A 21,397-nucleotide genomic window follows, 5' to 3' on the forward strand; every position below is an offset into this window, starting at 1 on the left:
ACTTTCGGTCAGTGGGCAAACAGCGAGTTGCCCTTCTGCCCCGCCAGCTTCTCCGGCTTGATCAGGAAACGCGCCAGCGCCGGCAGCAGCCACAGCGCACCGAACATGTTCCACAGCAGCATGAACGTCAGCATCAACCCCATGTCGGCCTGGAACTTGATGGCCGAGAAGATCCAGGTGCAGACACCGATGGCCAGGCACAGGCCGGTGAACAGCACCGCCTTGCCTGTGGATTTCAGCGTCTGGTAGTAGGCCTCCTGCAGCGGCAGACCGGCCCGCAAGAAACTCTCCAGGCGGCTGTAGATGTAGATGCCGTAGTCGACGCCGATCCCCACGCCCAACGCCACCACCGGCAGGGTCGCGACTTTCACGCCGATGCCCATGAACGCCATCAGGGCGTTGCCCAGCACCGACGTCAGCACCAGCGGCAGCACGATGCACAGCGTCGCCGCCCAGGAGCGGAAGGTGATCATGCACATGGTCGCCACGCAGATGTACACCAGGATCAGGATGGTCAGTTCCGATTCCTTGATCACTTCGTTGGTGGCCGCCTCGATGCCGGCGTTACCGGCGGCCAGGATGAATTCCAGGCCCTCGCGGTTGTTTTCTTTGGCAAAGTCCTGCACCGCCTTCACCGCACGGTCCAGGGTCTCGGCCTTGTGGTCATTGAGGAATACCAGCACCGGCGCCAGGGAACAGCTGTTGTTGTACAAGCCATCGGCCCGGGCGATGGAGTTGTTCAGCACGTCAGGGTTGCGCGACAGGGTTTCCCATTTCAGGTTGCCCTCGTTCATGCCCTTGATCATCTGCTTGGACACGGTCACCAAAGAAATGGCCGACTGCACGCCCTCGGTGTTCTGCATCTTCCACATCAGTTCATCGATGGGGGCCATGGCCTCGTAGCGCGAGCAGCCTTCGGTCTTGGTCTTGACCATCACCACCAGCACATCGGAGCTGGTGGAATAGTTGCTGATGATGAAGTTGTTGTCCTGGTTGTAACGCGAGTCCGGGCGCAATTCCGGCGCCCCCTGGTCCAGGTCGCCGATCTTCAGGTTCTGGCTGTACCAGAGGCCACCGCCGAAGGCGAGCACGGCCAGGGCAATGGACACCGGCGCGACCTTGGCGCTGGCGAAGCTCGACAGCAACCGCCAGAACGGATGTTCGCGAGTCGCATCTTTCTTGCTGCGCTCGATGGCACGCTTGCTGATTCCCACGTAGGAAATCGCCACCGGCAACAGGATCAGGTTGGTGAACACGATCACCGCCACACCGATGGACGCACCGATGGCCAGTTCGCGGATCACACCGATGTCGATGATCAACAGGGTGATGAAGCCCACGGCGTCCGCCAGGATCGCGATCATTCCCGGCAGGAACAATTGCCGGAAGGTCCGCCGCGCCGCGGTCAGGGCGTTGTCCGCCTCACTGGACTGCAAGGCGATGCCGTTGATTTTCTGCACGCCATGGGAAATACCGATGGCGAAGATCAGGAACGGCACCAGCATCGAGTAGGGGTCCAGACCGAAACCGGCCGCATGCATCAGGCCCAGCTGCCAGACCACCGCCACCAGGGTCGTGCTCAGTACAGCGATGGTGCTGCGCATGCAATGGGTGAACCAGTACAGCAGGACCAGCGTGATGACGAACGCCACGCCGAAGAACATCACCACCATGATCAGGCCATCGATCAGGTCGCCGACTTTCTTGGCGAAGCCCACGATATGGATCTGTACGTTGGGATTCTGGGCTTCGAACTTGTTGCGGATCTTGTCTTCAAGCTCGTGGGAAAACTTCTGGTAGTCCAGGGACAGCAGCTTGCCCTGGTCCTGAGGGTCCGGGTAGGACTCCAGCAGCGGGATATCGATGATGCTCGACTTGAAGTCGTTGGCCACCAGGCGCCCTACCTGGCCGGACTTGAGCACGTTGTTGCGCAGCAGCTCCAGGCTGTCGGCCGAGCCGTCGTAGCTCTGGGGAATCACCTCGCCACCGGCAAAGCCCTCCTCCGTCACTTCGGTCCAGCGCACGCTCGGGCTCCACAACGACTTGAGCCCGGAACGGTCGACGCCGGAAATGTAGAAGACTTCGTCGTGGATCTGGCGCAGGGTCTCCATGTATTCCTTGGAGAAGATGTCGCCATTGGTGGCTTCCACGGAAATCCGTACCGTGTTGCCCAGGTTCGCCAGGTCGTTGCGATGTTCGAGCATCTTCTCGATGAAGGGATGCTCCAGGGGAATCATCTTCTCGAAGCTGGTGGACGGCCGGATCAGCGTGGCCTGCCAGAACAGGAAGAGGCTGACCAGCAGGCAAATGACGATCACTGCCGGGCGGTTGTTGAAAATCAGGCGCTCGAGGAAGGTCGCCTTGTCTTGGTGATGACTGCTCATGGGGTCCGCCTTGTTGTTATTGTGCCCGACTCATGCCCGCGGTTCATTTGCCCGGTTCGGCGCCGGTGGGGGTGGTGGCGCGTACGCCCCCTTGCCCTGCCAGGATCAGGTTGCCATTGCCCGCCGCCGCTACGGCCGCCACGGAAATCCGATCGGGCCGATTGAAGACGCTGAAGGTCACGCCGTCATCGGTGCTGCGTATCACGCTGCCGCCGTTGCCGACGATCACGATGGAGCCGTCCGGCAGCAAGGTCGCCCCTGACAGGCCGAACTCCAGCTCGCCGCGAGCGGCCTTGAGCTCCACCTGCTCCCAGCTGCCGCCGAAATCGGTGGAACGATAGAGGTTGCCGCGCAGGCCGTAGGCCAGCAATGTCGAAGGCTGGGCAGTGCCGATGACACCGAACAACGAACCTTCGTACGGGCCTTCGAGCTTCTCCCAGGTCTGGCCCCAGTCGGCGGAGCGGAACATGGCGCCGGCCTCGCCGACGATGAACAGGCCGGCGTCTTTCACGGCGGCGATGGCATTGAGGTGAAACTGGTCTTCGTTGTCGAGGCGGTCGCTGGCATCTTCCCAGTGCTTGCCGCCGTCGGTGGTCTCCAACAGCGCGCCGTAGGCCCCTACGGCAAAGCCGTTGGTGGCGTCCTTGAACCAGACATCCAGCAGTGGCGCCTCGCGGTTGAGGTCCTCGAATTGCTTGGTCCAGGTGGTGCCGCCGTCTTCGCTGGCAAGGATCTGCGCGTCGTGCCCCACGGCCCAGCCGCGCTTGTCGTCGACGAAAAACACGGCAGTGAGCAATTGGCGGGTCGGAACCTTGGCCTGGGTCCAGGATTTGCCCTGGTCGTCGGAGTAGACGATGTGCCCACGGTCACCGACCGCCACCAGGCGCTGGCCGGCGTGGACCACATCGAGCATCAGGGTTTTGCTGGCCTTGGCCGATTCGACGGAATAGATGACATCGGTTGTCGAGGCCGCAACGGCCAACGCCGGTGCCGACAACACCGCAGAGCCCAGCAGCGAGAGCGCCGAGGCCAGCAACGCAACGCTGCGCAGCACCGTCGGACGTGCACGGCTCACTGCCATGACAGGCTCACTCATAGACCTTTCCCCCATTATTATTGTTAGGTCATTCAACCTTTCAGGGCGCCGTAAGCGGGCTCTGTGCTGTTGCAGTCCTGGAGCATAGTCCTGAAACCTGCAATCTAGAGCCACTTCGGAAGCTGACCTATCCTATCGGGCTTTCGAAAGGTCTGACAATCGACGCCGCGTTATCTTTTGTTAACCAGAAGGCTGGGCGTGGGGACTGAATGGTGGGGTATTCGGTGGGGTGATAGCGAGGGGGCCTGGTGGTGACGGCTGACGTTATCGCGAGCAAGCTCGCTCCCACAGAGGATCCATACTGACCACGGAATAAGTGTCCGCTGGAGCGCTACTGTGGGAGCGGGCCTGCTCGCGATGGGAACACCGCGGTCCGCCAGGCAGACCGCGGCATCAACGTCACGCCAGGCTCTTGCTCACCACTTCGAAGACATCGGCCGACAGCCCGCCGGACGCCAGAATGCGCTCAAGTTCGCCCTTCATCAGTGCCTGGCGGGCACTGTCGTATTTGCGCCAGCGGGTCAACGGTGCCAGTTGCCGCGAGGCGATCTGCGGGTTGAAGCCGTTGAGCTGGATCACCAGGTCCGCCAGGAAGCGGTAGCCCGAGCCATCGGCGGCGTGGAAGTTGATCAGGTTCTGCCCGGCGAACGCACCGACCAGGGCCCGCACCTTGTTCGGGTTCTTGATGTTGAACGCCGGATGCGCCATCAACGCCTTGACCCGCGCCAGGCCGCCCGGCAAGGGGCTGCCGGCCTGGACGCTGAACCACTGGTCCATCACCAGCGGGTTGCCCTTGAAGTTTTCCGCGAACACTTCAAGGGCCTTGGCCTTCTCGGTCTCGTACGGCGAGTTGACCAGCACCGCCAGCGCCGTGAGGCGTTCGGTCATGTTGTCGGCCGTGTCGAACTGGTCCAGGGTGGCGCTGAGCACTTCGGGCTTGTCGGTGAGCATCAGGTACGACAGCGCGATGTTCTGCAACGCGCGGCGGGCGAAATGCTCGGCCTCGGCCACGTACGGCGTGCGCTTCGACAGGTCACGGTTGGCCTCATAGCGCAGCCACAGGGCTTCGAACAGGCTCTCGGCCAGTTGCTGGCGGGCGAATTCGCGCGCGGCATGGATGGCTTCCACGTCGGCCACTTCGCTGATTTCCGTCAGATAGGCCTCGCTTGGCAGCGAGAGCATTTCCGCGACCATGGCCTGGTCCAGGGATTCGTCCGACAGCACCGTGCGCAGGGCACTGACCAGACGTGGGTCCAGCGCCAGGCGCTCGCCCTTCTGGTGTTGGGCGATCAGCTCCTGCAATACCTGCACCGACAGTTGCTGGCCGGCATCCCAGCGATTGAAGCCGTCGCTGTCGTGCTGCATCAGGAACATCAACTGGTCGCGATCGTACGGGAAGCTCAGCTTCACCGGCGCCGAGAAGCCCCGCAGCAGCGATGGCAGGGGTTTTTCCGCGATGTCGACGAAGGTGAAAGTCTGTTCGGCCTCGGTCACCGAGATCACCCGGGACGTACCGCTCGCGGCGGCCTCCCCGGCCAGGCGCAGAGGCATTTCGGCGCCCTTGCTGTCCAGCAGGCCGAGCTCCACGGGAATCACGAATGGCCGTTTTTCCTGCTTGTCCGGGGTGGGTGGGCAGCTCTGGCTGAAGGTCAGGCTGTAGGTCCTGGCCGTGGCGTCGTAGGACTCACTCACCGCCAGGCGTGGGGTACCGGCCTGGCTGTACCAGCGCTTGAACTGGGTCAGGTCGACGCCGTTGGCATCTTCCATGGCCTTGATGAAGTCATCGCAGGTCACGGCCTGGCCGTCGTGGCGTTCGAAGTACAGGTCGCTGCCCTTGCGAAAGCCCTCCGGCCCCAGCAGGGTGTGGATCATGCCGACCACTTCCGAGCCCTTTTCATACACGGTCAGGGTGTAGAAGTTGGAAATCTCGATGAAGCTGTCCGGGCGCACCGGGTGGGCCATGGGGCCGGCGTCTTCGGCGAACTGGTGGGTACGCAGGTAAGCCACGTCCTGGATACGCTTGACGGTGGCCGAGTTCATGTCGGCGGAGAACCCGGCATCGCGGAACACCGTGAAACCTTCCTTGAGCGACAGCTGGAACCAGTCGCGGCAGGTCACGCGGTTGCCCGACCAGTTGTGGAAGTATTCGTGGGCCACGATGGCTTCCACCCGCTGGTGCGCAGCGTCGGTGGCGGTTTCGGCGCGGGCCAGCACGGCGCTGGAGTTGAAGATGTTGAGGCCCTTGTTCTCCATGGCGCCCATGTTGAAGTCGTTGACCGCGACAATCATGAAGATGTCCAGGTCGTATTCACGCCCGTACACCTCTTCGTCCCAGCGCATGGATTTCTTCAGACTGGTCATGGCGTGCTGGCATTTGTCGATGTTTTCCGGCTCGACATAGATGCGCAAGGCCACCGTGCGCTCGGTCATGGTGGTGAAGGTGTCTTCGACGCACCATAGGTCCCCGGCCACCAGGGCGAACAGGTAGGCGGGTTTCTTGAACGGATCTTCCCAGGTCGCCCAGTGCCGGCCGTCCTCCCCCGGACCGCTGGCAATCGGGTTGCCGTTGGACAACAGCACCGGATAGCTGTGCTGCTCGGCCACCACGGTGGTGGTGAACTTGCTCATCACGTCGGGGCGGTCGAGGTAATAGGTGATCTTGCGGAAACCCTCGGCCTCGCACTGGGTGCAGAACATGCTGCCGGACTTGTACAGGCCTTCCAGGGCGGTGTTGGTTTCCGGATGGATGCGCACGCTGGTGTCCACCGTGAACGCCTGGGCCTTGGGCTGCAGGGTCAGGTGGCTGTCGTCCAGGTGATAGTCGCCCGGGCCCAGGTCGCTGTCGTCGAGCTTGACCGACAGCAGTTCGAGCTGTTGGCCGTCCAGCACCAGCGGCGGCAAGCCGGCGCCCCGCTCGGGGTTGCGGCGCATGACCAGTTGCGCATGGACCAGGCTGTGGTCCTCGAACAACTCGAAGGTCAGGTGTGTCTCGTCGATCAGGTACTCGGGCGCCTGATAGTCCTTGAGGTAGATCATCTTCGGTTGTTCGGTGCGCATGGGTCGAATCCTTCTACTGATGCACGGCGAGCTGATAGGCCGTGTATTTACGAATATTGATCACGCCGGTATCGAAAATCAGATACTGGCCCTTGATTCCCAGCAACGTGCCTTCGGCAATCGGGTCCTTGTCCAGGTTGAAACTGACGATCTTGGCCGGGTATCGCTCCACCGGATAGCGAATCTCCACAGGTTCGACGTCCGCTATGGTCTGGATCGCTTGCAGGCCGAAACGTTCCTGCAGCCCCTGAAGCCCCTGGGCGCAGCTTTCGAACAGCGAATCGCGGATCCGGGGCAGGTCCACCGCCACCGCGTCGCCCTTGAGCAAGGCGCGCCAGTTGGTCTTGTCCGCCACCTGGCTGCGGAACAGGTCTTCGACGAACCCCGACTGCTGGCGGGTGGCGACCCGCAGGATCGGCAGCGCCTGGCTGGCGCCCTGGTCGAGCCAGCGGGTCGGCAGTTGCGTGGCCCGGGTGATCCCGACCTTCACGCCCGAGGAGTTCGCCAGGTACACCACATGATCGGTCATGCAGAACTGTTCGCCCCATGCCGGCTCGCGGCACGTCCCTGCCTCGAAATGGCAGCGCTCGGGGCTCATGATGCAGATATCGCATTGCGCCAGCCTGGTCATGCAGGGGTAGCAGTAGCCCTGGCTGAAGCTGGTCTTGGTCCTGCGCCCGCAGTGGGTGCAATGGATCGCACCGAGAAACTCCAGGCGCACCGTGCTGCCGATCAGCGGGTTGACCGGCACCTCGACATCGCCCAGGCGAAAGGCATATTGAACGGTCGGCCCGTCCAGGCGCGCCGACATCTTGCTGATTGCACCGCGGCCAATCTCGATCAATGGATGGCATCCGACTTGAACAGGATGTTCGGCACTTCGTGCGCCTTCGACTGGCACTCCTGCGGGCCCATGTAGCCGGTGCGCTCTTCCTCGGGCAGGTTCTGGATTTCCCAGGCGATCATGGCCTGCAACGACAGCTCGCGCTGTTCGGCGGTGAGCTTGTTGCCATCGGCCCATTTACCGATCTCCACCGCCAGTTTCAGGCTGCGATAGATGTCGGGGGTGATGTTTTTGATCATTTCGTTGAACGAAGACATAGGTTCTCCGCGCTATCGCGCATATTCAAGAGGCACAGGCGCCGGTCAGGGGGCCATTTTACGGCGAGCGAACAGCCCACCCAACAGCCCTGTGAAGCAACCGACGAGCAGCCCGCCGACGTGGGCCGCGTTGGCGATGTCGCCGAAGCCGATCAGCGAAACCAGCCCGGACAGGCACAGCAGCAGCCACACCAGCATCATCACCAGCACCCCACGGGGCAAGTGATAGGCGGGGTTTGGCGCCAGCAGTTGATAGATCCAGCAATGCCCCAGCAAGCCGTACAGCACCCCGGACAACCCACCGAACAGGGTCGGCCCGCTGAAGAAATACTGGGCGAAATTGGATACGAGGCTGAACAGCAGCGTCAGCCCCAGCAGGTTGATGCCGCCCTGGCGCGCTTCGATCCGGCGGCCCAGTTCCCAGTACCACATGCCATTCATGGCAATGTGCAGGAAACCGAAGTGGATCAGCATCGGCGTCACCAGGCGCCACCACTGCCCCGCCGCCAGGCTGTCGGCCAGGGGGGTGAAATGGATGTAGTCGCCGACGACGCGAAACTCCAGGAAGGTCAGCCAGCGCAGCGTCTCGAGATTTTCCCCCAGCAGGGTCACCGCCGCGACGATCAGGCTCAGCAGCAACACCAGGGCCGTGATCGGACTGCGGGTCAATTGCTCGACGAAACCCGCCCGCCGTGGGGGGGTGCCGTTGGTAGGCAGCTCCAGCTGGTGCTCGGGGTCGCCCGCCGGAAAGCGTTCGTACAGGGAGCGCACGTCTTCGCTGATTTCGTCCGGCACCCAGAGCACCTGCTCGCCCGCCTCTTCGCTGACGCGGTGAGGCACCTGCATGCGTTGCAGCAACTTGACGAAACCGCTCAGGTCCTGGGCCAGGGGTAAACGCAACACAGCGACAGCGGTCACTTCACCACCTCCGGTCGTTCCACATCGACCCAGACGAATTTGTGCGGGTCCAGTCGGGTTTCCTGGTCCAGGCGATAGGCGGCCAGCTTGCCATAGAGCACGGCGCTGTAGTCCAGGCACGCCAGGTTCGGGCGGATCGGCGCGGGTTTGCCGCTGCGCCAGTAATGGCCGACGAACAGCAGCGGTTCATCGATGCCGTAACGCAGCAGGTTGTTCTTTTCATCGGGAGACAGGGGCCTGCGCGCCACCGGTTCGGGCAAGGCGTCGGGCTGGAAGACGATATCGCCGTAGGTCTGCGGGTCGTCCTCCCAGAACTTGGTACGAAAGAACGAACGGGTCAGGCCATCGCCACCGGTCAGGGTCATGCCATGGGGCAGGCGCATGTCGGTGCCCCGCAGCAGGCGGTCGAACACCGTGCAGGCGAAACTGCCGGACTGCGCCGAGGCCTGTAGGAAATGCTCGTCGATGCAACCGTCCGGGAACAGGCCCCGCAGCGGCTCGATCAGGCTGGCGTCCCAACAGGCATGCACCACCCGGAAACGACCGGCATCGACAAACAACGGCAGCTCATAGAACCAGGCCAGGAAATCGTGCCAGTCGCCGGGGTGATGTTCGAACTGGGTCAGGGTCTCGTTGAGCAGCCGGGCATGGCGCGGCGTGTGTTCGCGAACATAGCGCTGGCCACTGCCGGGCAATGCCGGAGTGCTCCAGCCCAGGGCATTGAACTCGTGGTTGCCCATGATGCACAGCGCCTGGCCGGCCTCCACCATGTCGTGGACGATGTGCAGCGCCTCGCGGATCCGCGGGCCACGGTCGATGATGTCGCCCAGGAACACGGCCATGCGCGACGGATGCCGCCAGACCCCGCCCTGCTTGTGGTAACCGAGCCGGTCAAGCAGGTGTTCCAGGGTCAGGGCGCATCCGTGCACGTCACCGATCAGGTCGTAACTTCGCGCAGGATCGAGCATCAGTCGCCCCTTCCTCCCAGCCGGCTGCCCCAGCCGAGCTTGGTCCGGCAGACTTCGTAGTAATTGTGATCCAGCGGATGGATCAGGCGCAGCTTCTGCGCTTTCTTGCTGACGGTGATGGTGTCACCCGGCGCGCAGGTGAAGTGGTTCTGACCGTCACAGGACACTTGTGGGTAGATCTGCATATCCTTGGACACGACGATTTTCAGTTCACTGTTGCCATCGACCACGATGGGTCGCCCAGACAAGGTATGGGGGTACATGGGCACAATCACAATAGCGTCGAGCTTGGGATGCATGATCGGGCCACCGGCGGACAGCGCGTAGGCCGTGGAGCCCGTGGGCGTGGCGACGATCAGGCCGTCGGCCTTCTGGCTGCAGACGAACTGGCCGTCGATGTACAGCTCGAACTCGATCATGCGCGTGGATTTGCCCGGGTGCAGCACCACGTCGTTGAGGGCGTCGCCCTGGCCGATGGCCTCGGCGTGACGGCGCACCTCGGCCTGCAGCAGGAAGCGGTTTTCCACCAGATAGTGGCCGTCCAGTACTTCGGCGACCTTGGTTTCCAGCTCGTCCGGGCGGATGTCGGTGAGAAACCCCAGGCTGCCCCGGTTGATCCCCAGCACCGGGATATTGTGCCGCGCCAGGGCCCGCGCGGCCCCCAGCAGGCTGCCGTCGCCGCCCACCACGATCACCATGTCGCAGACTTCGCCCAGCATCTTGCGCGACGACGTCTGCAGGCCATGGCCCGGCAGGACTTCGGCGATGGTATCTTCGAGAATCACATGCAGGTGCCGCTCCAGGAGGAAACGCTTGAGGCGGCGGACGGTGTCCAGCACCTGCGAACTGCCCAGGCGACCGATGATGCCGATATTGCGAAATTGCTCCATGGGGCTCCTGCGAGGGTCTGCGACGGGCGAAAAACCCGATTATGGGCGAAAGCGGCCCATAGACAAAATTCTTTAAGCCTTCACCATCGCGCAAGGCCCTTCATTCGAGGCTTGCACTCGCCATGGGCCCTGGGTTTTCCCGAAACGAACAGTCTTGGCCATATAGCGGCTATGCTCGCAAAATGATCCTGTTTCCCGAACTGCTGGACCTGCCCCGCCGCTTGCGCCATCCCGAAGTGCGGGACCTGGCGTGGGCGATACTCGCCCCGCCGATGCTCATCGACACCCCCTGGCCCCAGCGCCATCCCCTGTTGGGCAGCGACTGGGTGCAGCAGCCCCACCGGCTGGAACACTGGTTGCAGCAACTGGACCGCGACAGCTATCCCCTGCTGCATTGCCTGTCCCAGGGCCGGACCCGGCGCCTGGGCCTGTACTACGAAAGGCTGTGGCAGTTTGCCGTGCAACACGCGCCGGGCATCGAGCTGGTCGCCGCGAACCTGCCGATCCGCCACCAGGGCCATACCCTGGGCGAGCTGGACCTGCTGCTGCGCGACGGCGAAGGCATCCATCACCTGGAACTGGCGATCAAGCTCTACCTCGGCCCCCAGGACGGCAACGGGCAAGACACCGCTCGGTGGCTGGGCCCGGGCAGCCATGACCGGCTCGACCGCAAACTGGCCCACCTGCGCGAACACCAGTTACCCATCTCGGCGCGCCCGGAAAGCCGCGAAGCCCTGGCGACACTGGGCATCGACGCCGCGGGCATCGAGTCGTTCCGCTCCGAACTCTGGCTGGGGGGCTACCTGCTTTATCCCTGGCCCGGCCACGCCGAACCGCCCGCCGGAGCGCACCCCAGGCATTTGCGCGGCAGTTGGTTGCATCAGCGCGACTGGCCGGCGTTCGTCGCCCAGCGCCCACCGGGCCGCTGGCAACCCCTGCCCCGGGCCGCCTGGCTGGCCCCGGCCCATTACCCGGCGGACCAGACCTGGACCACCGGGCAGCTTGAAGCCTGGCGACTGGCCCTGGACCCCATGGCGCCGGCGCAACTGATGGTGCGCCTGACGGAAAATGCCAAGGGTGAGTGGGAAGAAGCCGAACGGCTGTTCCTGGTGGCGGATCGCTGGCCGGATGTGCCGGGCAATGGCTGAGCCTTGTGCTGCCTGTCAGGACCTCATCGCGAGCAAGCTCGCTCCCACATGGTGTCTCTGTTCTCCCTTGAAATGGCAGGCGCGGCGGTCAGTGTGGGAGCGAGCTTGCTCGCGATAAAGCCACCTCGGTCTAAATGGACAACCGCACCGCCAGCGCCGCCAACGTCACCAGCAACACCGGCACGGTCAGCACGATCCCGACCTTGAAGTAATAGCCCCAGCCGATGCGGATGTCCTTGCGCGCCAGCACATGCAACCAGAGCAAAGTGGCCAGGCTGCCGATCGGCGTGATTTTCGGCCCCAGGTCGCTGCCGATGACGTTGGCATAGACCATCGCCTCCTTCACCACTCCGCTGGCCTGGCTGGCGTCGATGGACAAGGCGCCAACCAGTACCGTCGGCAGGTTGTTCATCACCGACGAGAGCAAGGCCGTCAGCAACCCGGTGCCCATGGCCGCGCCCCACACCCCATAGCCGGCGAAAACGTCGAGCCAGCGAGCCAGGTAATCGGTCAGGCCGGCATTGCGCAGCCCATAGACCACCAGGTACATGCCCAGGGAAAAGATCACGATCTGCCAGGGCGCTTCTTTCATGGCCTTGCGGGTGGAAATCTTGTGACCCCGGGCCGCCACGGCCAGCAGCAACGCGGCGCAGACGGCCGAAATCGCGCTGATGGGAATGCCCAGCGGCTCCAGGGCGAAGCAGCCCAGCAACAGGATCGCCAGCACCACCCAGCCGGCGTAGAAGGTGGCCGTGTCGTGGATGGCGCTGGCCGGATCCGCCAGTTGCTGCGGATCGTAGTCGCGAGGAATATCGCGACGGAAAAACCACAGCAGGATCGCCAGACTGGCCGCCACGGCCACCAGGTTCACCGGCACCATCACCGACGCGTAGCGATTGAAGCCAATGCCGAAGAAGTCCGCCGACACGATGTTCACCAGGTTCGACACCACCAGCGGCAGGCTCGCCGTGTCGGCAATGAAACCCGCGCCCATCACGAAGGCCAGGGTCGCCGCCGGGGAAAAGCGCAAGGCCAGCAGCATGGAAATCACGATCGGCGTGAGGATCAGCGCCGCGCCGTCATTGGCGAACAACGCCGACACCAGTGCCCCCAGCAGCACCATGAAGGCAAACAGCTTGCGTCCGCTGCCCCGCCCCCAGCGGGCCACGTGCAGCGCCGCCCAAGCGAAGAAACCCGCTTCGTCCAGCAACAGGCTGATGATGATCAGCGCGACGAACGTGCCGGTGGCATTCCAGATGATCTGCCACACCAGGGCAATGTCACCGACCTGCACCACCCCGCTCAACAGGGCCAGAACGGCACCGAGGGTGGCACTCCAACCGACGCCCAGCCCCTTGGGTTGCCAGATCACCAGCGTAATGGTCAGCAGGAAAATCAACGACGCAACGAGCATGCACAATCGCCTTGAGAAAAAAATGGAGGAATGATCAGCAGCAGCGCACGGGACGGTCGACCATCGCGGTCAAGCGTTGCACATCCGCCGCCAGCCACTGGGCGTTGGCCGCCAATGCCTGTTCCAGCAGCGTACCCACCCAGGATGGCAATTGCGGGTGCAGCCGATAATAGACCCACTGCCCTTGCCGCCGGTCGCTGAGCAGGCCGGCGTGACGCAACTGAGCCAGGTGTCGAGAGATCTTCGGCTGGCTCTGGTCCAGGGCGGCGGTGAGTTCACAGACACACAACTCGCCTTCACGGGCCACCAACAGCGCGATGCGAGTGCGGGTGTCGTCGGCCAATGCCTTGAAGACATCGACGGGATTATGGGAATCGGGCATGGCAAGAAGAAATCTGGATGAGCGAAGGGGGAATATATGGAAAGACGAATATCTGGTAAAGCCCGGCACCACGATGCAGGCACCGTGGTGCCGGGTTCGGGGCTGCTTCACAGCCCAGCGGGGATGAATCCCCTCGCCACAGAAACACAACTCTCCCCAGCAAGGGAATGCACACTAAAGGATCGAACCGCACTTGTGGCGAAGACCGTTCAGCGCGGATCGCCGTTGTCCAGGGCCCGATTCGCCAGCAATCCACCCAGCTCGATCAACTGCTGGATGCCCAACGCCACATGCCGGCGCGAACCTTCCAGTTCGAAGGCCAGGTCGCTGATCATGGCATCGGCCGAGGCCAGGGTTTCGCTGAGGTTGGCCAGCAGGCATTCGGTGTCGATACCGTTTACCACGGTGAAGAGTTGGCCTGGGGGTGGGTCGGTTTCGGGGTCGGGCTTGAGGTAGAAATCGAGGACGCGTTTGGCGGCTTTGTCGAAAGGAGATGGGGTTGGTTCGGTGTCTGGTGGGTTGGGGGTTACTTTGAACATGGTGAAGCTCCGATGCATTATGAAAAGGAGCCATCACCCTCTCGCTACCAAACGAATTGGGCGGTGGCCATACGAAGGTTGGTAGACCGGGCATCGGAGCCGGCGCCTCCGAAAAGGCCCTGCGCATGGCCACCAAAAAGCGAAGCGCATGTTTGCGCTTGCAAAAGATGACGCTATGCACCGAAAGCCCGGGCTACCAAACCCGATCACTGATAAATCAGCGACCCGCAAACGATAGAGCCCGCCCCCTAGGCGCACAAGCCGGCGGATTCTGGCGCAGTTGTAGGCAATGGCGCAAGGCGATGTAGCCGGAGGCTGAAGGATGGCGTGGGGCGCAGGTTCGATAAGCTCGGGCCTGTGAAAGCGAGTTTCCTCGCTTTCACAGGGTGTATTTCTGGTAAGTAAATGGGCAGATAAATACGTCTCTTTTTTTACTGCCCGGCTGTAGTGGTCAACTTACGAATATGGATGTCATCGACATCAATAGAGCCATTTCTCCGAGCGAGTATCTGAATTAAGAGGAAAGTCGACTGCCAAGCGAATTCACCCGTGTAGGTTTGCCACTGGGAGGTGAGAGCAGCGGAGATGGCGTCTTCTGAGCCAGGGTCCTTGTTTACTCTGACAAATAAATAGCTACCACGCGCCCGTAGACTGACTTCATAACGTCCTTCCGGGAAACCGCCCAAAACTATCGATTCCACCCCCCCTCCCGCAGCTGGGGATACAACGTTGCAGTAGTAATTGCCGTTGGACTCTTGCTTGATCGATCCACCCAAATCGTCATAGAAGCTCCAGCCGTTCATATTGCCATTCGTGAAGGGAGTGTAGTGGTCGAAAGAAGCTTGATTGGCCAAGGAATAGGTCCGCAACGGGAAGGGAACAGCCTCACTTTGGTTGCTGGTGCGATTGAAAGTAACCAGCAGCACAATCTTCAAATCAGAACCGTCACGCAGCACTTCGAGTTCGGCCCGTGGAAACGGGATGGAAAGCCCACTGGCCACTTGGTCCGGGTTGACCTCTGAGCCAGTGAGCAACGAAATTATATAATTCGGGTTATCGCTCGTGACCCCTCCACAGATCAGCCAAACCTTTTGACCGACCGCAATGAGCGGCCACGGCGCTACGGTAATCCGGGCATCCCCGATAAATGTACTCAGATCCAACTCAGTACCCAGCCCTCCCTGCGCCGCCTCCGGAATCAACGGTATCGTCAGGCTCGCCGCAGGTATCGCCTGCACATTCAGCGTAAACGGATCCGACGGCGGCGACTCCACGCCGTTCTGGATCACGGTGTAGGTCACCGTCACCGACTTGCCCAGGTTGAACGCCACCACACTGTTGGGAATCGGTACTTCCCACCCATCCCTGACCGGCCATTCCCCCGAGGTGTGTGAACCACCTGCCGGCGTGCCCGCTGCGCCGGTCCAGGTGACTTTGAGTTTGTCGTCGGGCAGCAGCGCGGCATTGGCTGGCACGACGACGGTCAGCTTGTCCTTGGCATTGACCGGGTTCAGGATGGCGCCGTTGGCTTCTTCCACCGAAGGTGCCTTCAGGTCCAGGAGCGAACCCACCGTCAGGTGCCTGACAATGGAATTGCCCAGCAAGCTCGTGCCACGGGTGATGGAGTAGCTCACGTCTACCGTGCCATTGAGGTTTTCGGTCACGTACCGGAACGGCACGGTAAACGGCACCAGCTTGCCCGCTGTGTTGCCGGTCAAGGTTCTGGACTGGTCCGGGGCATTGCTCGACGAACCGCGCCAGCGCAGCACGACGACATCTTCGGGAATCGTCGCGGTATGGGTCGCGTGAACGTTCACGCCAATCAGCGGATTGACGTCGTCCGGGTTCAACACGTCGTTGGGCGCTTCCACCACCGTCGGGATAGGCAGCGACGGCGCGGCGACCCCCACGCTCAACACCAGATGCTCCGATTCGGGTTGGCCGTTCACGCTGTAGTACACGGTGAGCGAGCCGCCATCGAGCCGCTTGACCTGCTCTTTGGCGAGGTTCGCCAGCACCGGCGCACCGACCGGCTCTCCACCGACGATGGCGGTCACTTCATGGTAGGTCGGCAGCGTGGTGGAGGTGCGACCGTCACAGATGATAATGATCTCGTCGCCGGCGGTTCGGCCTGGGTAGTAAGGAACGGACAGGGTGTAGAAGCTGAGGTCCGGATCCAGCGTTCCGCCCACCGCTTCCACGATCTCCGGGGCCAGGTATTGACGGGCATCGCCGATCACGGTCACGGAGGTGCTTTTCGATGGGAGATCCTTCTCGCCACTGCGGATCCTTAGGTAACTTACCGAGGCCCGCCCCCTGGCGATCGCCGCGACATCATCATGGGGGATGGTGAAGTCGTAGTAGTAGGGAATGGTTTGAACCGTGTGCTCCAGCGGGCCGACGATCACCGGGGAGCTATCAGCAGCCGTGCCACGCCAGGTCAGGCGCAAAAGGTCACCCACGGCGTGTTCGTAGCGGTTGGCGGTGACACGCACGGTGACCGGATTGCCGGCCAGTTCGGCGAGGTCGATCTCCTCCACCGGAAAGCCATCGACCAGCACCAGCGGCGGATCGAGGCGGTTGTTGTTCACATCCACCAGCACATGGGTCACCGCGGACCAGCGCCAATACCCCCCCGGGTAATTGCCGCACTCATCCACCACCTGATAGGCCACGGCCAGGGCATCGCTGTCCTCGGCTCGCTCGATCACCTCCAGGGGGATGGTGATAGTGATCTCTTGGTTTTCCTCATCCTCGGCCACCGTGTGATAGACATTCTCGGTGCCCCAGGCCACGTTGATCTCGTCTCTGCGACGCATGTTCTTGTAAGGCTTGATGGTGATCGGCACACCGGCTGCGGCCTCGTCGGGGCCAACCCCGTTGTCGAGAATGTCCTGGGGAATCGAATACTTCAGGCCCGAATGGCCTGGGGTGCCTTGGTCCGGATCGAAGCCACCGGGTGGGTCGAGCTTGACCAGCAACTTCCACTGCGGCTGCGACACGACCGGTTGCGTCGAGCTTGACCGCAGCACACTGTAGAACACCGGAAAAGCGTCGCCCTCGACGATATGCCCTTCATCGATCCGGAAAGCCAGTCGTTGGTTTTTCTGGTTCTGGTCGACGACGGTGCTCCAGACAGGGGCGGAGCCATCGCTCCAGTAGAGTTTGAAGTCGTCACCGACCTCCATGTTGGTCCAGGGTTCGACGATACAGAGCAGCCCCCCTTCCACCAGCCTGGCCGGAATACCGGCATCGTAGTCCTGCACCAAAAGCGTCCAGCCTGGAAACCAGGGCGGGTCGAGTGTGTCGGCCGAAGGCGTGCTGCTGGGCGAATAACGCCGGGGGAATCGCTTTTCCATGGGAAACACCTCGATCTTTGAGGGGCTGCCAATAAAACAGTAGAGGCGAAGGGAAGGAGCGATCATTAAGACGCGCCGGGGTGGGAGCGTCTACTGTCAGGATTGACAGGTGGAGGGATGACCTTCGTGGCGAGGGAGCGGGTTTCCTCGCCACGGATAAGATGGACCGATTAACGCAGGTCGCCGTTATCCAGGGCCCGATTCGCCAGCAATCCACCCAGCTCGATCAACTGCTGGATGCCCAACGCCACATGCCGGCGCGAACCTTCCAGTTCGAAGGCCAGGTCGCTGATCATGGCATCGGCCGAGGCCAGGGTTTCGCTGAGGTTGGCGAGCAGGCATTCGGTGTCGATGCCGTTTACCACGGTGAAGAGTTGGCCTGGGGGTGGGTCGGTTTCGGGGTCGGGCTTGAGGTAGAAATCGAGGGCGCGTTTGGCGGCTTTGTCGAAGGCGGTTGGGTCGGGATCGGTGTCTGGTGGATTCGGGGTTGGTTTGAACATGATGAGGCTCCTATGGAATGGAGCCACCGAAATCTGTCGCTAAACAGAGATGGGTGGCGGCTGCACGCGGGTTAGCGAACCGGTCATAGGCACCCGGCAGACCCGAAGGTCTCCCACATAACAGCCGCCATAACGAAATTGCAGTCAGATCTGCAACAAAACATGGAGGGCTTGTTGTGCCTAGAATGATCCGAGTCGCTAAACCCGATCGCTGATTCGTCAGCGACCCGCAAACGATAGAACCCGCCCCCTAGGCGCACAAGCCGGCGGATTCTGGCGCAGTTGTAGGCAATGGCGCAAGGCGATGTAGCCGGAGGCTGAAGGATGGCGTGGGGCGCAGGTTCGATAAGCTCGGGCCTGTGAAAGCGAGTTTCCTCGCTTTCACAGGGCGTACTTCTAGTAAATAAATGCGCCCCCTTTATCCAAGGGCTTAACAGCGTCAGGAGCTCCACGAGACGGTATGAACGATGAGGGAAAGGTGACCGCCAGTTTCTAAGTTGGCAGCGTTCGATGTCAGCCTATACCCGGTTGCGACTCGTCCAGAGGGAACAGTAAAATCCCACACATCTCCAGCTGGGTATATAAATACTCTAGAGTCGAGTGCGATGTCCCCTTCCACAACTTCAATCAACACACGCTGCTGTGCAACGACACTACCGTAATTTATCGTGCGGTATTCAATGCTGCATGACTTGGTAGCGCCGTCACCAGGAAATTTGACATCGACATGTGCAGTGCCGCAACGATCAGATGTCTCGTTAAGTTCAAGTACCCCTCTCCACACTGGTGCCCTCGGGTTGACGATTACAAGTGGTGGCCGATCCACGATAAAACACTCCAGGGTTAACCCATGTGCAGTAACCCGTTTTTCCCCTGGCGTTATCCGGTAGACGGATGGTTCATCTTCGAACGTCTCAGTACCGGTTGTGTACATGCCAACTTTGACGGTATAGGTGCGCAGCGGGAAGGAAACGCTTTCATTCTGGTTGGTACTGCGATTGAACGCCACCAACAACATAACCTTCAGCTCAGAACCATCGCGCAGCTTCTCCAGCTCGCTCCGTAACAACGGCGTAGAAAGCCCAGTAGTCACTTGGCCCGAGCTGACTTCTGAGTCGGTATACAAGGGAATCGTGTAATTCGAACCATCACTGGCAACCCCCTCGCAACTCATCCAGACCCGCTGACCCGCCGCAATCAACGGCCATGGTGCGACAGTGACGCGTGCATTCCCGGTAAATTTACTCAAATCCAACTCAGTTCCCAGCCCTCCCTGCGCCGCCTCCGGAATCAACGGTATCGTCAGGCTCGCCGCAGGCATCGCCTGCACATTCAGCACAAACGGATCCGACGGCGGCGACTCCACGCCGTTCTGGATCACCGTGTAGGTCACCGTCACCGCCTTGCCCAGGTTGAACGCCACCACACTGTTGGGAATCGGAACCTCCCACCCATCCCTGACCGGCCATTCGCCCGAGGTGTGAGAACCCCCGGCCGGTGTGCCCGGTGCGCCGGTCCAGGTGACTTTCAGTTTGTCGTCGGGCAGCAGCGCGGCGTTGGCCGGCACGACGACGTGGAGCGAGTCCTTGGCCTGGACCGGGTTCAGGATGGGGCCATTGGCCTCTTTCACCGAAGGAGGCAACAGGTTCTGCGCCGCTCCGATCACGGTCGCATGGGCCGTTTTTGAGGTACCTATCAGTGTCGTGCCCCTGAACAGTTTGTAAGACGCCTGCACCGTGCTGCCCGAAGTAACCTTGTCGTTGGGAATCTCCAGCACACAGGCCTGTTTCTGCCCAAAACCATCGGTTTCGACCGTTCCTGTCTCGCTGTGGGTGACCTCCGGCTGGCCCACCACCTTCGCAACGTAGGTCGCCTCGATCGTATCTCCCGGCAGGAAACGAGGGTCGCTGGTCAGAACGATCAACAGCAGCGGGTTCGTACCCAGTTTTTCGAGATCGATGATGCCGGGGTCGTCAGCCGTCTCGCTGGCGATTTCCCGCGGGATCGGCACCGGCAGTCGAAGACCGGCCTGATCTACGTCAACCGTCTGCACAGCGGACCAGGGCGAGTTGAGATCCGGCGAATTGCCCAACTGGTCGGTGACCGTGAAGGAGAACATGAACTGGGCATGGTCATCGCCCAGGTCGGCGCTGGTGACATCGAAGCAGATCGTGGTGGGTGTCGGCGAGCCGGGGTCCGGCGGCAATGGGGCCTCGGTATCAGGCACCGTATGGTATTTGGGCTTGCCGTTGCAGTTGAGCCAGATACGGTCATGTGCCCGGCAATAGGGGTAACTCACGCACACCGTCGCCCGGGTGAAGCCCGGCCCTACTCCGTTCTTGATTTCATCCGGCAGGATCAACTCCAGCTCGGAATGCGCACCATCGCCAGGCGTGCGATCGAAAAGGCCTGGCCGGAACTCGTTGTAGAGGATCTCTGCAGGAGGATCGGAGGTTTCAACGACACCGCTGAGACGCCTTATGGTGTAGGTCAGTCGATTGACTGCGTTGGCCAATAGTTTTCCATGGGGAATGTACAGCTCCACCGTGTCGTCGGTGCCCAGCGTGTTCCGGTTGTCGATGTTCGTCTCGCCATTGAGGTTGATCGAGACATTCTCCCCGCCTGTCTGGTTTGTATAAGGCAACACCGCGACCTTGCAGCCCGCGGGCTCCTGGTCATAGATATGCTTGGGCACCCCGAAATCGCCCCCCACCACAGGGCGAGTGGCGCGCGGCAGGTCGGGTTTCTCCAGAAGGACGGTCTGGTCGGCGGGTGTCGATGAAGGGGGCATGATCGGGGTCCTCATAAGTGACGCGTCAGGGCGTGGTGATATGAGAGCGCCGATGCATGAGGGCTGGCTACTGTCAAAGTTGACAGTTCGGGAGCGATCAGGGGTGTCGAGCGGGGTAGCTCACTGAACAGGGAGTGCTACCCCGCTCCCAGAGCAAAGGGATGCGTAGGGCGGGATCAGCGCTTTTTATGCTGCTCCACCCACTTGCCATAGGCATCGATGAACTTCTGCAGGAACGGCCTTACAGACTCCGACAGGTTGCCCGCCTCGTCGAACGCCGTGCCGGCGCCGCTCAGGTAGGCTTCCGGCTGCTGCATGCACGGCACGTCGAGGAACACCAGTGACTGGCGCAGGTGGTGGTTGGCGCCAAAGCCTCCGATGGCCCCCGGCGATGCGCTGATGACCGCACCCGGCTTGCCGCTCAGGCAGCTCTGGCCGTAGGGGCGGGAGCCGACGTCGATGGCGTTCTTCAGCGGTGCCGGCACCGAGCGGTTGTATTCCGGGGTGACGAACAGCAAGGCGTCGGCCGCGCCCACCTGCTGGCGGAAAGTGCGGTAAGCCTCGGGCGGCGTGACGTCCAGGTCTTCGTTATAGAGCGCCAGCTCGCCGATCTCGACGATCTGCAATTTCAGGTTGGCCGGCGCCAGGTCCGCCAGGGCCAACGCCACCTTGCGGTTGATCGACGCCTTGCGCAGGCTTCCTACCAGAACGGCCACGCTATACACATTACTCATAAGGGAGCTTCTCGATTTCGGATCAAGGGAGCCTGTAGTTATAGATGATCGGGCTGACAATTGGACCAGTGGAGCGACGAAAACCGGCGGCCTGGACTATTTTTTCCTTGTAGGAA

General features: G+C 61.8%; 16 protein-coding genes. 1 reads left to right on the forward strand and 15 read right to left on the reverse strand.

Annotation, left to right across the window (positions count from 1 at the left end; translation table 11 throughout):
* Nucleotides 1–8 precede the first annotated feature (8 nt).
* The 8 genes from BW992_RS22470 to BW992_RS22505 all read right to left on the reverse strand — a co-directional run bounded on the left by BW992_RS22470 (nucleotide 9) and on the right by BW992_RS22505 (nucleotide 10,414).
* The gene (locus tag BW992_RS22470; RefSeq protein ID WP_072398907.1) at nucleotides 9–2,384 is read right to left on the reverse strand and encodes an efflux RND transporter permease subunit; all 2,376 of its coding nucleotides are present in this window, start codon (nucleotides 2,382–2,384) and stop codon (nucleotides 9–11) included.
* A gap of 43 nt (nucleotides 2,385–2,427) precedes the next feature.
* Nucleotides 2,428–3,480 (reverse strand): WD40/YVTN/BNR-like repeat-containing protein, encoded by a 1,053-nt coding sequence (locus BW992_RS22475; protein WP_072398906.1) that lies wholly within the window; start codon nucleotides 3,478–3,480, stop codon nucleotides 2,428–2,430.
* A gap of 399 nt (nucleotides 3,481–3,879) precedes the next feature.
* Entirely contained in the window at nucleotides 3,880–6,537 is a 2,658-nt protein-coding gene (gene pepN, locus BW992_RS22480; protein ID WP_076407129.1) for an aminopeptidase N, read from the reverse strand.
* 13 nt (nucleotides 6,538–6,550) lie between these two features.
* The gene (locus BW992_RS22485; RefSeq protein ID WP_072398904.1) at nucleotides 6,551–7,381 is read right to left on the reverse strand and encodes a DUF2797 domain-containing protein; all 831 of its coding nucleotides are present in this window, start codon (nucleotides 7,379–7,381) and stop codon (nucleotides 6,551–6,553) included.
* The gene (locus tag BW992_RS22490; protein ID WP_053153794.1) at nucleotides 7,378–7,638 is read right to left on the reverse strand and encodes a YeaC family protein; all 261 of its coding nucleotides are present in this window, start codon (nucleotides 7,636–7,638) and stop codon (nucleotides 7,378–7,380) included. The genes BW992_RS22485 and BW992_RS22490 overlap by 4 nt, the downstream gene beginning before the upstream one ends.
* A 45-nt stretch (nucleotides 7,639–7,683) precedes the next feature.
* On the reverse strand, nucleotides 7,684–8,556 hold the full coding sequence (locus tag BW992_RS22495; RefSeq protein ID WP_076407130.1) for a rhomboid family intramembrane serine protease: 873 nt from the start codon (nucleotides 8,554–8,556) through the stop codon (nucleotides 7,684–7,686).
* Entirely contained in the window at nucleotides 8,553–9,527 is a 975-nt protein-coding gene (locus BW992_RS22500; protein ID WP_172834665.1) for a metallophosphoesterase, read from the reverse strand. The genes BW992_RS22495 and BW992_RS22500 overlap by 4 nt, the downstream gene beginning before the upstream one ends.
* Nucleotides 9,524–10,414 (reverse strand): NAD(+) kinase, encoded by an 891-nt coding sequence (locus tag BW992_RS22505; RefSeq protein ID WP_024776985.1) that lies wholly within the window; start codon nucleotides 10,412–10,414, stop codon nucleotides 9,524–9,526. The genes BW992_RS22500 and BW992_RS22505 overlap by 4 nt, the downstream gene beginning before the upstream one ends.
* A 182-nt stretch (nucleotides 10,415–10,596) precedes the next feature.
* On the opposite strand from BW992_RS22505, the gene BW992_RS22510 reads away from it, so the two are divergent.
* On the forward strand, nucleotides 10,597–11,562 hold the full coding sequence (locus BW992_RS22510; protein WP_076407131.1) for a DUF1853 family protein: 966 nt from the start codon (nucleotides 10,597–10,599) through the stop codon (nucleotides 11,560–11,562).
* Between the two features lie 130 nt (nucleotides 11,563–11,692).
* Here the strand turns inward: BW992_RS22510 and BW992_RS22515 are convergent, their stop codons facing one another.
* The 7 genes from BW992_RS22515 to BW992_RS22545 form a co-directional block, all read right to left on the reverse strand.
* Nucleotides 11,693–12,976, reverse strand: a complete 1,284-nt coding sequence (locus BW992_RS22515; protein ID WP_072430530.1) for an arsenic transporter — start codon at nucleotides 12,974–12,976, stop codon at nucleotides 11,693–11,695.
* A gap of 34 nt (nucleotides 12,977–13,010) precedes the next feature.
* Nucleotides 13,011–13,358 (reverse strand): metalloregulator ArsR/SmtB family transcription factor, encoded by a 348-nt coding sequence (locus BW992_RS22520; protein WP_072430529.1) that lies wholly within the window; start codon nucleotides 13,356–13,358, stop codon nucleotides 13,011–13,013.
* Between the two features lie 209 nt (nucleotides 13,359–13,567).
* The gene (locus BW992_RS22525; RefSeq protein WP_076407132.1) at nucleotides 13,568–13,897 is read right to left on the reverse strand and encodes a DUF6124 family protein; all 330 of its coding nucleotides are present in this window, start codon (nucleotides 13,895–13,897) and stop codon (nucleotides 13,568–13,570) included.
* Nucleotides 13,898–14,328: 431 nt separating this feature from the next.
* On the reverse strand, nucleotides 14,329–17,256 hold the full coding sequence (locus tag BW992_RS22530) for a hypothetical protein (protein WP_076407133.1): 2,928 nt from the start codon (nucleotides 17,254–17,256) through the stop codon (nucleotides 14,329–14,331).
* 170 nt (nucleotides 17,257–17,426) lie between these two features.
* Nucleotides 17,427–17,756, reverse strand: a complete 330-nt coding sequence (locus tag BW992_RS22535; RefSeq protein ID WP_072459535.1) for a DUF6124 family protein — start codon at nucleotides 17,754–17,756, stop codon at nucleotides 17,427–17,429.
* A 439-nt stretch (nucleotides 17,757–18,195) separates the two neighbouring features.
* Entirely contained in the window at nucleotides 18,196–20,547 is a 2,352-nt protein-coding gene (locus tag BW992_RS22540; RefSeq protein ID WP_076407134.1) for a hypothetical protein, read from the reverse strand.
* Nucleotides 20,548–20,723: 176 nt separating this feature from the next.
* Complete coding sequence (locus tag BW992_RS22545) at nucleotides 20,724–21,281, reverse strand: NADPH-dependent FMN reductase (RefSeq protein ID WP_072394790.1); 558 nt, start codon at nucleotides 21,279–21,281, stop codon at nucleotides 20,724–20,726.
* Between the last annotated feature and the right edge of the window lie 116 nt (nucleotides 21,282–21,397).

Origin of the sequence: Pseudomonas sp. 7SR1 (assembly GCF_900156465.1) — a bacterium.
Taxonomy (GTDB): Bacteria; Pseudomonadota; Gammaproteobacteria; order Pseudomonadales; family Pseudomonadaceae; genus Aquipseudomonas.

Excerpts from the sequence above, each read along its gene's own strand:
- BW992_RS22470 (WP_072398907.1), bottom strand. The coding sequence starts at position 2,384 with ATGAGCAGTCATCACCAAGACAAGGCGACCTTCCTCGAGCGCCTGATT.
- BW992_RS22475 (WP_072398906.1), bottom strand. The coding sequence starts at position 3,480 with ATGAGTGAGCCTGTCATGGCAGTGAGCCGTGCACGTCCGACGGTGCTG.
- pepN (WP_076407129.1), bottom strand. The coding sequence starts at position 6,537 with ATGCGCACCGAACAACCGAAGATGATCTACCTCAAGGACTATCAGGCG.
- BW992_RS22490 (WP_053153794.1), bottom strand. The coding sequence starts at position 7,638 with ATGTCTTCGTTCAACGAAATGATCAAAAACATCACCCCCGACATCTAT.
- BW992_RS22505 (WP_024776985.1), bottom strand. The coding sequence starts at position 10,414 with ATGGAGCAATTTCGCAATATCGGCATCATCGGTCGCCTGGGCAGTTCG.
- BW992_RS22510 (WP_076407131.1), top strand. The coding sequence starts at position 10,597 with ATGATCCTGTTTCCCGAACTGCTGGACCTGCCCCGCCGCTTGCGCCAT.
- BW992_RS22515 (WP_072430530.1), bottom strand. The coding sequence starts at position 12,976 with ATGCTCGTTGCGTCGTTGATTTTCCTGCTGACCATTACGCTGGTGATC.
- BW992_RS22520 (WP_072430529.1), bottom strand. The coding sequence starts at position 13,358 with ATGCCCGATTCCCATAATCCCGTCGATGTCTTCAAGGCATTGGCCGAC.
- BW992_RS22525 (WP_076407132.1), bottom strand. The coding sequence starts at position 13,897 with ATGTTCAAAGTAACCCCCAACCCACCAGACACCGAACCAACCCCATCT.
- BW992_RS22530 (WP_076407133.1), bottom strand. The coding sequence starts at position 17,256 with ATGGAAAAGCGATTCCCCCGGCGTTATTCGCCCAGCAGCACGCCTTCG.
- BW992_RS22535 (WP_072459535.1), bottom strand. The coding sequence starts at position 17,756 with ATGTTCAAACCAACCCCGAATCCACCAGACACCGATCCCGACCCAACC.
- BW992_RS22540 (WP_076407134.1), bottom strand. The coding sequence starts at position 20,547 with ATGCCCCCTTCATCGACACCCGCCGACCAGACCGTCCTTCTGGAGAAA.
- BW992_RS22545 (WP_072394790.1), bottom strand. The coding sequence starts at position 21,281 with ATGAGTAATGTGTATAGCGTGGCCGTTCTGGTAGGAAGCCTGCGCAAG.